We start from the raw sequence: 14,095 nt of genomic DNA on the forward strand, positions 1-14,095 counted from the left end.
GGACGATGGACCGGAGCCATATATCGTGATAAGGATATCTGGGTTCCATGGCCCTAACGGAAACCGTGAGAATGGTCGGAGGATTGATGGAGTTGGCAGCCCGCACCGCCCCCAAGGCTGCGGGTCAGGACTTTATCGAGGCGCGAGTCCTGGATGATGATGAAAGGATAGCCCTGGGCGATGACATGATCGCACTAGCCCAAGAACGTTCCTCGCCCAACTGGACACGGGACGGCCAGAACGTCCTGGACAGTTCCGCGGTGGTCCTGATCAGCCTCATGCCCCATCCCGGGGCGGGCCTGGACTGCGGGGCCTGCGGGTTCCCGGGCTGCAAGGAGTTCAACGAGCGCACCGTCGATAATGATTTTAACGGACCCAATTGCGCCCTGCGCCTTCTGGACCTGGGCATCGCTCTGGGATCGGCGGCCAAGGTGGCCTCCGAGCTCAACGTGGACAACAGGATCATGTACCGCATCGGGGTGTCCGCACGCAGGCTAGGTCTGACAAAGGCGAACGTCTGTCATGGCATACCCCTCTCGGCGACCGGGAAGAACATATTCTTCGACCGCGTGGTCAGGAAGTGAGCGCCCTGGCTATAGGCTGTGCTGCTTAGGTTTAGTAGTAGTGCTGACGAGTCGTGTTGGTCCGTCAAGGATATATCAAATAATCTCTCTCCTTGCAGCTTTCTGGGGGGTAGTCGAAAGTGCTTTTCTTCCTCACGAGAAAAAAGAAAAAAGATCGTCGTCATCCGTCCCACCTTTGTACAGGAGGTTCTGTGGCGACAATGTCTATATAAGGGGGGCGAATATGTCAAAGCAGGTCGCGACATATAAAGCGATTTCAAATCACATATTCACCGGAGGCCTCATTTGACCCAATTTGATTCCGAAGAGACGAACGAGGAGATAACGCGATGTCCGTTCCCTAACCGCAAGGAGGGAGAGATGTTCGGCGTCGCCGACCAGTTGTTAGGCGCCTCCCGCATCAAGGTGATGTGCGAGGACGGCACTGCACGCATGGGACGCATACCTGGGAAGATACGCAAGCGCATGTGGATCCGTGAGGGTGACCTCCTCATCGTCAAGCCCTGGGAGTTCCAGGGGGATAAGGCGGACATCATGTACCGCTACACCAAGACGCAGGCCAGCTACCTGCATCGCCGCAAGGCCATCCCCAAGAACCTGGACGTATTCTAAGGCGGTATCGGCCATGGTCCAGAAGGATGCCTATGAGGCGCTCGAGCACAAGATCATGGCCCTGCGGGAGAACAGCCGCACCGGTGATGAGCGTAAGACCCTGGACGAGGTGTTCGACCGCGACACCATCTTGGGGATCTATAAGCTGATGACCGATGGTTACATCGATACCATCCAGTACCCCGTGTCCACCGGAAAGGAGGGCAATGTCTTCGCGGCCGCGGACGCCGATGGCAAGCTCTTCGCCCTCAAGGTCTACCGAACGTCCAATGCCACCTTCAACCGAATCGCCAAGTACATTGAGGGAGACAAGCGGTTCAAGGGCCTCAGCGGTTCACGGCGGAAGATCGTCTACGCATGGGCGAGCAAGGAGTTTCGGAACCTCCAGCGGCTGAAGGACGCCGGGGTCAAGGTCCCAACGCCCATCCGATACTACCGCAACATGCTGGTGATGCAATACATCGGCAACAAGGCAGGTCCGGCACCCCTGCTCAGGCAGGTCACGCTGGACGATCCCGAGGAGGTTTATTCCACGCTCATCGAGTACATGCGCCTCGCCTACCAGGAGGCGAAGCTGGTGCATGCCGATCTGAGCGAGTACAACATCCTCTATTACAGGAAGAAACCAGTGATAATAGACGTGGGGCAGGCTGTGCTCACCGAACACGTGAACGCCAAAGATTTCCTCCTCCGGGACATCGAGAACGTGAACAGGTATTTTAGGGGGCTTGAGGTCAATATATTGAGCAGGGACGAGGCCCTCCGGACCATTACAGAGGTATCCAAATGAGACTGGTACGCATACCGAAGGAGCGGGTCGGTGCCCTCATAGGCACCGATGGAGAGACCAAGGAGTTCATCGAAAAGCGGACCGGGGTCAAGATGAGGATAGATACCGAGGGAGAGGTCGACATCGAGGACAACCCCGAGGACCCCCTGGCGGCGCTGAAGGTCATGGACCTAGTGAAGGCCATTGGGAGAGGGTTCTCCCCTCACCGCGCGTTCCGCCTGCTGGACGAGGACGAATACCTGGAAGTAATCGAGCTGGGTGACTTCGTCGGCAAGAAGGGGGACCAGCTGGCACGCGTTCGCGCCCGGTTGATCGGCTCCAACGGCAAGACCCGACGCATCATCGAGGACCTTACGGGCGCCAACATGTCCATCTACGGAAGCACCGTGTCCCTCGTCGGTAATTCCATACAGCTGCCGATCGCCAAGACCGCGGTGGAGATGATCCTGCGGGGAAGCGAGCACGCCACGGTGTACCGCTACCTGGAAAGGTCAAGAGCGACCCTGCGCGTCGCGGAGATGGGGTTCATCTGAGGGAGAAGGGAGAAATACCCTATCTCCGTTGGGCCGTTGGCGAGGACGGGACCAGGAACCGTATCGCTGCGTGATCCCATGAACGACATCATAGACCGGGCCGACAAGGCCTTGAAGTTCCAGTACCTCTGCGACCACTGTCTGGGGCGCCTGTCCGCGCACGTGGACACGGGCACCACCGACCTCGAGAGGGGGCGGAGCGTGCGAGAGGCCGTGGCCCAGGAGCGTGCCGCCAGGAACGAGGCCATGCCCGAGACCGCTCTTTGCTGGATTTGCGAGGACGTGTTCCAGGACCTGGAGCGGTTCGCTCAGGAGGCCAGCGAGAAGCTGGGAACGATCGAGTACGATACTTTTCTCATTGGGACAAGGGTCGATCCGGCGGTGCAGGACCGTGAAGAGCGCCTGTGGTCCGAGGTCGGGGGCGAGAAGGCGGAGCCCATAAAGGCCGAGCTGAATAGGGAGATAGGCAAGATCGTGGAGAGGAGCACCGGCAAGGAGGTCGATTTCCGCTCGCCTGATGTGGTTGCGGTCATCGACACCCGCTTCGGGCATGTCGATCTGGACATAGCCCCGATATTCATATACGGCCGCTACCGCAAGCACTCCAGGGAGATCCCGCAGACCCGATGGCCCTGTCGAGTATGCCAGGGCAAGGGCTGCAAGCGCTGTGGAAACACCGGGAAGATGTACCAGAACAGCGTCCAGGAAATAATCGGGAACGTTGTGCTGAAGGAGGCGGAGGGGGCGGACCACTTCTTCCACGGGATGGGCCGGGAGGACATCGACGCCCGTATGCTGGGGACCGGGAGGCCGTTCGTCCTGGAGATCTCAGAGCCTAAAAGAAGGCACTTGGACCTAGAGGCATTGACCCTTTTAGCAAACGAGAACGGAGCGGGGGAGGCGGACTTCTCCGGGCTGCGCCGATCCACCCGCGAGGAGGTGCGCCAGATAAAGGCGGCAACTCCCGATAAGATGTACCTCGCGGAGATCAAGGTGCATGGCAAAGTTAATAAGGACCAAGTCGATGAGGTAGTCCAATCGTTAAGTCAAGCGCGTATCACTCAGCAGACGCCAACGAGGGTCGCCCACCGTCGGGCGGACCTTGCCAGAGAACGGGAGATCCACGACCTCCAACTATCGGAGTTCGCCGAGGACCATCTCGTCCTCCAGCTGAGAACGGAGTCCGGGACGTACGTCAAGGAGTTCGTGAGCGGGGACAACGGTCGTACCGTTCCCAGCATCTCGGCGGCGCTAGGGGTGCCGTGCGAGGTCACCGCGCTCGACGTATTACAGGTGATCGATACCACTAACGAGGGATGAAAATGGTACAAGCTTCCAGAGGCCTCAAGCGCAAGACGCGCAACATACTTAGCAAGACCCCCCGCACCAAGGGGATGACCCCCATCACCCACGAGTTCCGCGAGTTCGCGGTCGGTGAGAAGGTCTCCGTGGTCATTGACCCCGGCGTTCACTATGGAATGCCTCATATGCGCTTCCAGGGGAAGACCGGAGTCGTTACTGGAAAGCAGGGTCGCGCTTTTGTCGTCGATGTATACGATGGTGACAAGCTGAAGACCGTGGTCTCCAGGCCTGAGCACCTGAGGAAGAGCAACTGAGGCAGGCCCATGTCCGAGGAACGCTACGTGACCTTGGCAGAGGTCAAGCAGCTTCTGGAGAACGCCAGCCAGATCAGGGAGCTGAATCCGGACCAGAAGCTTTCCTTCGAACATTCTCAGAAGGTCGCCAAGCTCACCCTGGAAAAGGCCGAGGCCCTGAGAGCGGAGCTTTCCCAGCTGGGTTTCATTTCCGAAGCACTATGCACCAAGATCGCCGATCTCCTACCCACGCACAGCGAGGATGTCCGCGTCCTGTTCACCAAAGAGAGAATGGTGCTAGAGAAGAAGAATATAGAGCAGATACTATCTACGGTACAGAAGTATCTTTGAGCTCTCAACGCTGAGGCGGAGATTAAAATGGAGGATTACGCGCTCATATTGGATTATTTACCTCAGGGAATACCTACTGACAAGAGTTTCAGGAGGGAGCCCCTAGCCTATGCCATCGGAGAGGTCGAGTTCAAACTTTTCGAGCTCGTTCCCAAGGTTGAGGCGGTCGTCGTTATTGGTGACCGGGTCTATATCGGCAAGGATCCTTCCCTACGCGACATAATCGTGCATGTCAAGAGGAGGGTCGGCTACGAGGAGCTGACCGCAGCTGCCCAGGCTGAGCTCCCCTTCGTCCTGCAGGACATAGTCAAGCAGCAACAGGAGCGTTTCATAAAGTTCTTCAACGAGGCCCAGGCCATAACCACCCGGTTCCACATGCTGGAGCTTATCCCGGGACTGGGAAAGAAGACCATGTGGGCCGTTATAGAGGAGCGCAAGAAAGGGGCGTTCACCGATTACGAAGACCTGGTAAAGAGGGTCCCTGCCCTGAAGCATCCCGAAAAGCTCCTGGCCAAGCGGATCGAGGACGAACTGTCCGATCCTTCCCAGAAGTATCGTATCTTCGTATCCCGGTGACGGTCCATATCCCTCAGACCATCACCGGGGATGGATCGCTCATCGTTGCGTTTGGATTAACTAGATGATACGTGGCGCACATGATGCTTTTCGACCGGGGAGCTGATGGGATGCTTCGGGAGCTATGGTCATGAACCAGATACGGACGGGTGACATCATCGACCAACTGGCCGGCCTGGGAGTGAGCCCGACCAAGGGGATGGGGCAGAACTTTCTCATCGATGAAAGGGTCGCGGAGCGTCAGATAGACTTCGCCGAGATCGGAGATGAGGACACGGTGCTGGAGGTCGGCCCCGGCCTCGGTGTCCTGACGCATCGGCTGGCGGAGAGAGCTGGCAAGGTCGTCGCCATCGAGATGGACCGCAGGCTCGCCGACCACCTTCGTTCTACGCTTCCCGGTAATGTCGAGCTTATAGAGGGCGACGCGCTTACAGTGCCGTTCCCCCCGTTCGACAGGATGGTCTCCAACCTTCCTTATTCCATCTCCTCACCTATCATCTTCAAGGTCCTAGAGCATAAATTCCAAAAAGCAGTGGTTATGCTGCAAAAGGAGTTCGCCGACCGAATGGTGGCGAAGCCGGACACCGATGACTACTCCCGCCTGACCGTCAACGTGTACTATCGGGCAGAGTGCAGGGTCTTGGAGAAAGTGCCGCGCTCCCGCTTCTGGCCGCCCCCCAAGGTCGATTCCGCCCTCGTGGAGCTTGTCCCCCGACCCGCGCCCTTTCCCGTGAAGGACGAGAGGCTGTTCTTCCGCCTGGTGGAGGTCCTGTTCCAGCAGCGGCGCAAGAAGATCGGCACGGTGCTGAGGATGAAAGGACTGATGACCGCAGAGCAGCGTTCCCGTGTCCCCTACGCGGACCTGAGGATCGAGGCGCTGGCGCCCGAACAGATCGGCGAGCTCAGCGATGCGGTGAGCGAGCTCAAGCACGATCGGTGAGCTAGCTGCAGGGCGATCCTGATCCCTTCTGGCCCATTTGAGCAAGGTAGGTCACTATCCATTAATACAGTCCATACTCGAAAATGGTCTCCTTAGGTCAAAGCTATGGGTTCCGGATCCTGTGATGGTCACAGAGGAGAGGTGGTGTTCTGATCGATAATGTAAGGAAAAAGGTCGAGGACAGCGTTACCAGGTCAGGCCTGAAGGGAAGGCAGAGAGAGGCAGCATCCGATCATAGACTGTGCGAGCCCAGGTCGTTTGAGGAGAGGTTCTACGATCCCGACCATCCCAAGGACAGCGATTGGGTGGCTGACTTCGAAAGTGATCTGCTATTCTCCCACCTGATGGGCAGGAGGTTCTCGGCGAACACAGACCGGTGCCTCCATTTCAATAGTGTTTGATGATTAGGACCAACGACCCCCGAAATCCCTTCCCTTTTTTTTGCGTGTTGGATGATGGTCTTGATCCCGCCAGTTTCAAGGTCTTCCCCCTGATACTTACAGTGGAGTTTGCAGACGAATCTTCGATCCATCGACATTGTCCCGTCCATAAATTCGATCAAGTATGCAAGGACCGCAAAAGACGTCTACGATGTTGTCAGCAGGAACACGTATAGCATGCGGGCCTCGTTTCTCCTTACTGTACTTGGAATAAGGACCCAATATTGATGCTGCCCCTGATGGTCTAGGCCACAACAAGGAGTCGGATCTAGACATGACCGTCATCTCAGATCAAAGGGCGCGTACCATGCAATCGGCACTCGTGGATGACCTCGTATCTTCCAGGGGTCACTGGGACGGACGATGCTTCGATCCTTGCCTTAGCATGTTCCGCGTAGCCTATGAGGCCGCACTCGCGGCGGGGCTGAGCGGCGACCTCATGCCTGAGCTGAGGAGCGAGAACGGCGTGCTCCATACCTACCGTCCCAATGGAATGAAGATCCCTCTCCGGAATGCCCATGACTGCGGTTCCGGCAGTGAGTATGCCTCCTTCCTCCAGGATATCCGTAGAACGGCAGGACCGTAGAGCTAGGTGGTTCCACCTCTGAGCCCAATGCCTGGAAACGCACCTCGCAGTCCTTAGAGTAAGGTCTCTGGGCCGCACCAACCCCCCAAGTCCAGCCTGAGGTAGTACCTGTCTGTGCCCTCACCGTACTCGTCCTGACGGTACTCAGCGATGCGAAACCCCATCTTCTCCATGTATATGTGCAGGGCCCGGGTGTTGCGGGGGTCGACGGTCAGGGTGACCGAGGTTATGCCTTCCTCGATCAGCGTCTTGAGCGACTCCTGCAGAAGATATGTCCCGCCTCCGTTTCCTTGGTAGTCCTTCTGAACGGCAATCTGCACCAGGTACGCGGTACCAGGATCGTCCCATGACCGGATGAATATGGTGAAGCCCTTCAGGACCTCGTCCACGAAGAGCCCGAAGACCCTTCCGTGCCGTATGTGGTAGGGGACCGACCATCGGTTCTGCAGCGTCTCCAAGAAGGAATCCCTCTCGACCTCCAGTATGGAAGCGACGCTCTCCCTGCTCTTCTCGATGCACCTCACGACCATATGCTCGCCCTGGGAGATGTTCTCAGCCCCTACATTCCCGCCCTGAGGGTTTGCCGGTCTCAGGTCATCTCGGGATTGGCTCCAAGTGAAAGAACCTTTCCGTCCGGGATCCATCGATGGTTTGGCACGTGGCCAAGCGGGCGGAGATGGGCTTCGGCCGTGAGCTGCTCTCCTCGCACGGACGCCCTTAAGTTTCTGATCTCCATCGAAGAGCATTGCTGGCAGACCAGCAGACCGCGCTCGACCAATGTGTTTTTCTAGCCCGGGGGCATATCATTTGGATGGTAGAGAGATGCAGATCGGTATCGTCGGAAAGCCCAACGTTGGCAAGTCCACCTTCTTCTGTGGAGCGACCTTGGCCAGCGCGGAGATCGCCAGTTACCCGTTCACCACCATAAAGGCCAACAAGGGCGTGGCCTTCGTCCGGGGGAGGTGCCCCCATCTCGATTTTAACACCCAGTGCGTTCCCCGCAACGCGGGGTGCGACAACGGCACGAGAATGATACCTGTGGAGCTGCTCGACGTCGCCGGCCTGGTTCCGGACGCGTGGAAGGGGCGGGGTCTGGGGAACCAGTTCCTGGACGACCTGAGGCAGGCGCATGCCCTGGTGCATGTGATAGATGCCTCCGGCTCCACCGACATCGAAGGGAACAGTGTGCCCCTGGGCTCCCATGACCCGGTGGAAGACATCCATTTCTTGGAGAGGGAGATAGCGCTGTGGATGAGGGGCATCCTGGAGAAGGGCTGGGAGAAGGCGGCTCGGCAGGCCCACATGGAGGGCAAGCCCATCGAGCCCATCGTGCATGACCGCCTCACCGGCCTGGGGGTGACCGAGGCCCAGGTGGCGGCAGCGATGCGGGAGTCGAAGCTACCGGAAAACCCCATGAACTGGGGGCCGGAGGAGATGTACCGCCTCACCGATGCCATTCGCAAGTATGCCAAGCCTATGATCATCGCCCTTAACAAGGCCGATCTCGCTGACGATGCCACTCTGCAGCGTCTCGCCCAGGCTGCGGGTGGGTTGTGCGTCCCCACGATGGCCGAGGCCGAGCTGGCCCTCAAGAGGGCGGCCAAGGCTAAGCTAGTCAACTACGTGCCGGGGGGAGACCATTTCGATCTCGCGGACCCCTCGAAGCTCAACGCACCGCAGACCAAGGCCCTAGAGAAGATAAGGGAAGGGGTGGAGAGGCTGCAGGGCACCGGTGTGCAGCAGTGCCTGGAGAAGGCCGCGTACGAACTCTTAGACCTCATCGTCGTCTATCCGGTGGAGGACGAGAGCAGGCTGACCGATCACGACGGGAGGGTTCTTCCGGACGCGTTCCTCGTGCCCAAAGGCACCACCGCCAAGGGCCTGGCATACAAGGTGCACACCGATCTGGGGGACAACTTCATACGTGCCATCAACGTCAGGACGCACCGCACCGTGGGCAACGACTACCTGTTACAGAACAACGATGTGATCACCATCATCTCCAGGAAGTGATATCCATGGGACGATGGGACGTCCGCCTCCTCGCTGCCACCTACCGCCGGGTGGAGAACGATCAGTTGTCGATCGAGATGTACGGCACCTGCGATGATGGGCGCTCCATAACCGTTCGCTACACCGGCTTCGAGCCCTACTTCGACGTGGTGGAGCCTACGCCCGCGGTCCTGGAGCAGTTGCGCAAGGACATTGATGTGCGCAGGATCGAGGAGCTGTCCATATTCTACAAGGGCAAGCTCCGCCCGTCCGCCAAGGTCTACGTGCGCTTCCCCTGGCTGGTCCCTGACTTCCGCTCCCGCCTGCGCCGGGACTTCGATGTCCTGGCGGCGGACATCCCCTTCCACCACCGCTTCCTCTATGACTTCGACATAAACGCCTGCATCCGGGTGTACGGCAAGGAGGGGGTGGGTGAGCAGCGAACCGACCTCATCGTGGACATGGAAAAGGTGGAGGGGACGAACGCCCCCCATTTCGAGAACCTGCCTCCGTTCAACCCCGACCTCAAGGTCCTGTCCTTTGACGTGGAGAACGCCATCAAAGACGGCACCATACTAACCATATGTTATGTGATCCGGGAGGGAGGGGAGCTGCGCGGGGGACCTCCCATCAGCGGTGACGAGAAGAACATCATCGATGAGTTCACCAGGATCATCCAGGAGGAGGACCCCGACGTCATAACGGGCTACAACATCGATAACTACGACATCCCCACGGTGATGGAGCGGGCCAAGGTGGCCAAGGCCGGGAAGCTCGCCTGGGGCAGGGACCTGTCGGAGCCAAGGAAGGTGGGGCTGCGGGGCTGGAGGATCACAGGGCGACTTGTGGTGGACGCGTGGTGGGCGGCCAAGATGCAGCTACGTCCTAAGCAAGAGACGCTCAACCATGTGGCCAAGCTCACCCTGGGCGAAGAGAAGCTGGACGTGGAGCCGTCGAAGATGGACGAAGAGTGGGAGCGCGACCGCAACAAGGTCATGCGCTACTGCCTCAAGGATGCCGAGCTGGCTCTGCGCATCCTCGAATACGTGGGCTCCCTGCGCCGGACCATGGACCTGGCCGCGGTGTCCAAGCTTCCCATGGACGACGTCCAGACCTCCGGAAACTCCTCCCTCATCGACTCCATCCTCATCCGCGAAGCCGACCGCGTCCCTCCACCGTTCGGCCCGGTGGGCGTCCCTCTCACGGGCAACTTCGATGACGAGGAGGAGGCTATCGAGGGCGGGTACGTGCACACCATCGAGCCGGGGCTATACCACTGGGTCGTGGTCCTGGACTTCAAGTCCATGTACCCGTCGCTCATCATTTCCAAGAACATCTGCTTCACCACCTTGAGCGAGGAAGGGACCATCGTGGCACCGACGGGGGTCAAGTTCCTCTCCAAGGAAGTGCGGGAGGGCCTGCTGCCCAAGATCCTCAAGGACCTCATGGCCCAGCGGGATGACATCAAGAAGAAGATGAAGGTCACCACCGACCCTGATGAGCTGAGGTACTACGACGGCCTGCAGAACGCCGTTAAGATCCTAATGAACGCCGTCTACGGCGTCTTCGCGTCCTCCTTCTACCGCTTCACCGACCGCAACATCGGGAGCGCCATCACCGCCTTCGCGCGCGAGACGGTCAAGACCCTCATCTCCCGTCTCGAGGAGGAAGGCCACAATGTCATCTATGGAGATAGCATAACTGCGGACAGGTTCGTGACCGTACTCGATCCGCAAGGAATGGTCCAGGTTAAGAACATCGAGGAGCTGTTCGATCAGAACAAAGACAATATCATCATTCGTGGAGAAAAAGAGGTAATACCGCTCGAAGGGTACAGAGCGCTCTCCATGCTGCCATCGGGGCAGAGCACTTGGTCCGAAATAAAGGAGATCATAAGACACAGAACGGACAAGAAGATCTTCAGGGTCGGCCAGAAGTTCGGGGAGAGCGTAACCACGGAAGACCATTCCTTCATGACCTGGCAGGACGACAGGCTAGTGGAGACAAAACCCGTGAACATGCTGGGAAAGAGCATGATACGGGTGGAAAAGATCCCACCAGTCACGAAAGTAGAAACCCTCGACCTGTATGAGCTTCTCAAGCACTACTCGTACGAGAGCACATACAAGGGCTCAATAAAGAGGTCAGAGCTTAAGAGAGATGATGACCATGTCTGGTTCAGCTGGACCGTGAGGAAAGAGCCAGTTAAGCTGAGAAGGTTCATTGGAATAGGCACCCCTGAGTTTGAGGCGTTGTGCAGGATCCTTGGAGCATACATTGCAGAAGGAAGTAGTTCAACGATCGAGACCACCGCACGCAAAGGGGCCAGCATATCCAGTTCGGACATAGTGTGGCTGGAGCAATTACAGAAGGACTACTACCTGCTCTTCTCAGGTACGACCGCAAGCATTATCAGATCCAGCCGAGGAACAAGAAAATTAACTTACACTAATAGCCGTGGCAAAGTAACCGTCCAGTACGAAGACCACACCCATAAGCTACAGATGATGAACCAGATGGCAGCTGTGTTCTTCAAAGGACTGTGCGGACAGAAAAGCAAGGGAAAAAAGCTCCCCGAGTTCATATTCCACGTTGAAGACAGATACAAAAAAGGTCTGCTCGATGAAATGATAAAAGGGGACGGTTCCAGGATAACGAACAGGAACCTTCCCTATTCGGACGAATATAAGGGATCCTTCTTCAAATATGAAACGAGGTCTCTGCAATTGGCCTGCGGTATCAGCCTGCTGCTCAACCAACTGAACCAGAAGTACTCAATGAGGTTCAGGGAATGCAAGAACACTTACTGCATAACCACGACGCACAACAATTATAATAAAAATTTAAGAAGCCGTGTAGTGGAGGAAAAATACGATGGGTACGTGTACGACCTCTCGGTGGAAGGCACGCATTCCTTTGTAGACAGCTGTGGTCAGGTACTGCTCCACAACACGGACTCGCTTTTCGTGCAGTCCCCCCACAACGATCTGGATGGCACCGTGGCGTTCGGCACGGAGATCTCCGAGAGGTTCTCCCGGGAGATATCCCAGATGGAGTTCCAGAAGGTCCTGGAGCCATTGTTCTCCCACGGCAAGAAGAAGCGCTACGTGGGACGTTCGGTGTGGCCCGACCAGGAGCTCCTGGTCCGCGGGTATGAGACCAGGCGCACCGACGCCTTCGACCTGCAAAGTGCTGTCCTCACTACGGTCTTCGAGAAGATACTGGACGGAAATACGGAGGAAGCGGTGCGCATAGCCCGTGAGAACGTGCAGCTAGCCATGGATTGCAAGGCCCCCGTGGAGTCCCTGGTCATCTCCCGCACCTGCAAGTCCTTCAACTCCTACAAGGACCCCGACTCCCAGGCCAACGTCCAGGCGGCCCGCAAGCTGATGGCCCTGGGCTACGATTTCATCCCCGGGATGAAGGTGTCATGGATCGTGACCGACTCCCGGAAGACGCCGCAGGAGGTCGAGCCCTACGTGAGCGGAAGGAAGTTCGAGCACCGCCCCGACTGCCGTTACTACGCGGAGAGGATAGCGCAGACCGCGGCGCGGGCGACGGAGGTCTTCGGGTGGGGAGAGAAGGACCTGCTTACCGGCTCGCAGCAGGTTACCCTTTTTGATACCAATTTCGCAGGAGGATCCGATCCCGGGCGCAAGAGAAAGGAGCCAGAGGCGAAGCGTCCCAAGAAGAAGCTAGATCTACGGGATTTCATGTGATAATCTCAGAGCCAGACATCCGACGGAAAGGCCTTTTTCCCACTTGAATATCCAAGATGGAAAACCACGCAGATACGTTTAAACTCCTGCCCTCAATTTTTCGTTCGGGTTTCGAATTGATAGGCAAGCTTGAAGTCATCGGAGAGTGGGGAGCAGACGGCTTCCTTCAAGAGGTCGAAGAGCGCAGGATAATGGACATTAAGGGCTTGAAGAAAGAGATCAAACAGAAGGTCTATGAGCTCGATATGCAGCTCCTCCTCGCAGGTCTACCCACTATCCTGGGGATCCATCAAGATGCTGGCGAGAAGAGGTTCTCTTTGGAAGTGCACGTACCTCTGATGTTGGATGATGAGTCCGAGTACGATCTGGACATGCTCCAGAGAAGGGCTATGGCCCTGAGATCCCTGAAGCAGAGAGGGTATTACCTCGAGAACCACCGCGAGGGCTTCGTGAAGTGCTTCGTGGAGGGTTTGCTGAGCGAGCTCGAGGGAGAGCTGTCCTTCGTAGAGGAAGCTTTGGTAGCCCCAGATTAACCATAAGGGCCTGTCCCCTCTCCAATAATCGCTGTCCCCGATAAGTTTAATAACGACAGGTGTTTTGTCGGACCCTAGTCACGAGATCATATCTCGTCGGAGATGTGCCCCCCTAAAGGGGGTGAATCCATAAACGCCGCTCACGCGGCATGGTGATGCAAATGACCACGAATCAGGAGACAGCGCCCGCGGTCGAAGCTGAAGAGAAGAAGACCGTTAAGGGCAAGAACATGTACCATTTTATCGCCGAGGCCTGGAACCGCCCCTCTGACACCTATGTCAAGGACCTGCAGTGGGAGAGGCTCATCGAATGGCGCCGGGAAGAGAACTTCATCAAGCTGGACCACCCCACCCGGTTGGACCGCGCCCGCAAGCTGGGCTTCAAGGCCAAGCAGGGCATCATCGTCGTTCGGGGACGCGTCCGCAAGGGCTCCCTAAGGCGCCACCAGATCCGCAAGGGCCGCCGTGCCAAGCGCCGCGGTATCAATAAGATCACTATGGGCAAGAGCCTTCAGAGGATCGCCGAGGAGCGTGCCGCCAAGAGGTACCCCAACATGGAGGTCCTCAACTCCTACTGGGTAGGAATGGACGGCCAGCACGAGTGGTTCGAGATCATAATGGTCGACCCCCACCACCCCGTCATCAAGGCGGATAAGACCATCAATTGGATCTGCTCGTCCAAGCAGAAGAAGCGTGTCTTCCGTGGCCTGACCGCCGCTGGTAAGGCCGGCCGCGGCCTAAAGTGGAAGGGTAAGGGTGCCGAGAAGGTCCGCCCCTCCATAAAGGCTCACAACCGCACCGGAAAGTAAGGGCTAGGCCCTTCTTCTCAATCTTTTACCCTTCA

At 57.7% G+C, this 14,095-nt stretch carries 15 protein-coding genes and 1 pseudogene; 15 read left to right on the forward strand and 1 reads right to left on the reverse strand.

The window, feature by feature from the left end; translation table 11 throughout:
* Window positions 1-47: 47 nt before the first annotated feature.
* The 10 genes from GXX95_10560 (at window position 48) to GXX95_10605 (ending at window position 7,007) form a co-directional block, all read left to right on the forward strand.
* Window positions 48-584: a hypothetical protein gene (locus tag GXX95_10560; protein ID NLT38579.1), complete on the forward strand. Its 537-nt coding sequence runs from the start codon at window positions 48-50 to the stop codon at window positions 582-584.
* A 285-nt stretch (window positions 585-869) separates the two neighbouring features.
* Window positions 870-1,196, forward strand: coding sequence for a translation initiation factor eIF-1A (gene eif1A / locus GXX95_10565; protein NLT38580.1), 327 nt, complete (start codon window positions 870-872; stop codon window positions 1,194-1,196).
* Window positions 1,197-1,209: 13 nt separating this feature from the next.
* Complete coding sequence (locus GXX95_10570) at window positions 1,210-1,986, forward strand: serine protein kinase RIO (GenBank protein NLT38581.1); 777 nt, start codon at window positions 1,210-1,212, stop codon at window positions 1,984-1,986.
* The gene (locus GXX95_10575; GenBank protein ID NLT38582.1) at window positions 1,983-2,519 is read left to right on the forward strand and encodes an RNA-processing protein; all 537 of its coding nucleotides are present in this window, start codon (window positions 1,983-1,985) and stop codon (window positions 2,517-2,519) included. Before GXX95_10570 ends, GXX95_10575 begins: the two co-directional genes overlap by 4 nt.
* Before the next feature lie 78 nt (window positions 2,520-2,597).
* On the forward strand, window positions 2,598-3,839 hold the full coding sequence (locus GXX95_10580; protein ID NLT38583.1) for a tRNA pseudouridine(54/55) synthase Pus10: 1,242 nt from the start codon (window positions 2,598-2,600) through the stop codon (window positions 3,837-3,839).
* A gap of 2 nt (window positions 3,840-3,841) precedes the next feature.
* Window positions 3,842-4,135 (forward strand): 50S ribosomal protein L21e, encoded by a 294-nt coding sequence (locus GXX95_10585; protein ID NLT38584.1) that lies wholly within the window; start codon window positions 3,842-3,844, stop codon window positions 4,133-4,135.
* Window positions 4,136-4,144: 9 nt separating this feature from the next.
* Entirely contained in the window at window positions 4,145-4,465 is a 321-nt protein-coding gene (locus tag GXX95_10590; GenBank protein NLT38585.1) for an RNA polymerase, read from the forward strand.
* A gap of 27 nt (window positions 4,466-4,492) precedes the next feature.
* Entirely contained in the window at window positions 4,493-5,041 is a 549-nt protein-coding gene (locus GXX95_10595) for a DUF655 domain-containing protein (protein NLT38586.1), read from the forward strand.
* Window positions 5,042-5,171: 130 nt separating this feature from the next.
* On the forward strand, window positions 5,172-5,981 hold the full coding sequence (gene rsmA / locus GXX95_10600; GenBank protein ID NLT38587.1) for a ribosomal RNA small subunit methyltransferase A: 810 nt from the start codon (window positions 5,172-5,174) through the stop codon (window positions 5,979-5,981).
* Window positions 5,982-6,695: 714 nt separating this feature from the next.
* Entirely contained in the window at window positions 6,696-7,007 is a 312-nt protein-coding gene (locus GXX95_10605; protein NLT38588.1) for a hypothetical protein, read from the forward strand.
* A 53-nt stretch (window positions 7,008-7,060) separates the two neighbouring features.
* Here GXX95_10605 and GXX95_10610 read toward each other — a convergent pair whose 3' ends face one another.
* Window positions 7,061-7,537 (reverse strand): GNAT family N-acetyltransferase, encoded by a 477-nt coding sequence (locus GXX95_10610; GenBank protein ID NLT38589.1) that lies wholly within the window; start codon window positions 7,535-7,537, stop codon window positions 7,061-7,063.
* A gap of 292 nt (window positions 7,538-7,829) precedes the next feature.
* Between GXX95_10610 and GXX95_10615 the strand changes: the two genes are divergently transcribed.
* From GXX95_10615 to GXX95_10635, 5 genes and pseudogenes are all read left to right on the forward strand, one after another.
* Window positions 7,830-9,020 carry a redox-regulated ATPase YchF gene (locus GXX95_10615; GenBank protein NLT38590.1) on the forward strand — a complete coding sequence of 397 codons (1,191 nt, stop codon included), beginning with the start codon at window positions 7,830-7,832 and terminating at the stop codon, window positions 9,018-9,020.
* A 5-nt stretch (window positions 9,021-9,025) separates the two neighbouring features.
* Window positions 9,026-10,696, forward strand: a pseudogene (locus tag GXX95_10620) (DNA polymerase II).
* A gap of 42 nt (window positions 10,697-10,738) precedes the next feature.
* A complete protein-coding gene (locus GXX95_10625) occupies window positions 10,739-12,718 on the forward strand; it encodes a hypothetical protein (protein NLT38591.1) in 1,980 nt (659 codons plus the stop codon).
* A gap of 116 nt (window positions 12,719-12,834) precedes the next feature.
* Complete coding sequence (locus tag GXX95_10630) at window positions 12,835-13,251, forward strand: hypothetical protein (protein ID NLT38592.1); 417 nt, start codon at window positions 12,835-12,837, stop codon at window positions 13,249-13,251.
* 230 nt (window positions 13,252-13,481) lie between these two features.
* Window positions 13,482-14,060: a 50S ribosomal protein L15e gene (locus tag GXX95_10635; GenBank protein ID NLT38593.1), complete on the forward strand. Its 579-nt coding sequence runs from the start codon at window positions 13,482-13,484 to the stop codon at window positions 14,058-14,060.
* Window positions 14,061-14,095: the final 35 nt, after the last annotated feature.

The sequence above is a fragment of the Methanomassiliicoccus sp. genome (genome assembly GCA_012719175.1).
GTDB lineage: Archaea > Thermoplasmatota > Thermoplasmata > Methanomassiliicoccales > Methanomassiliicoccaceae > UBA6.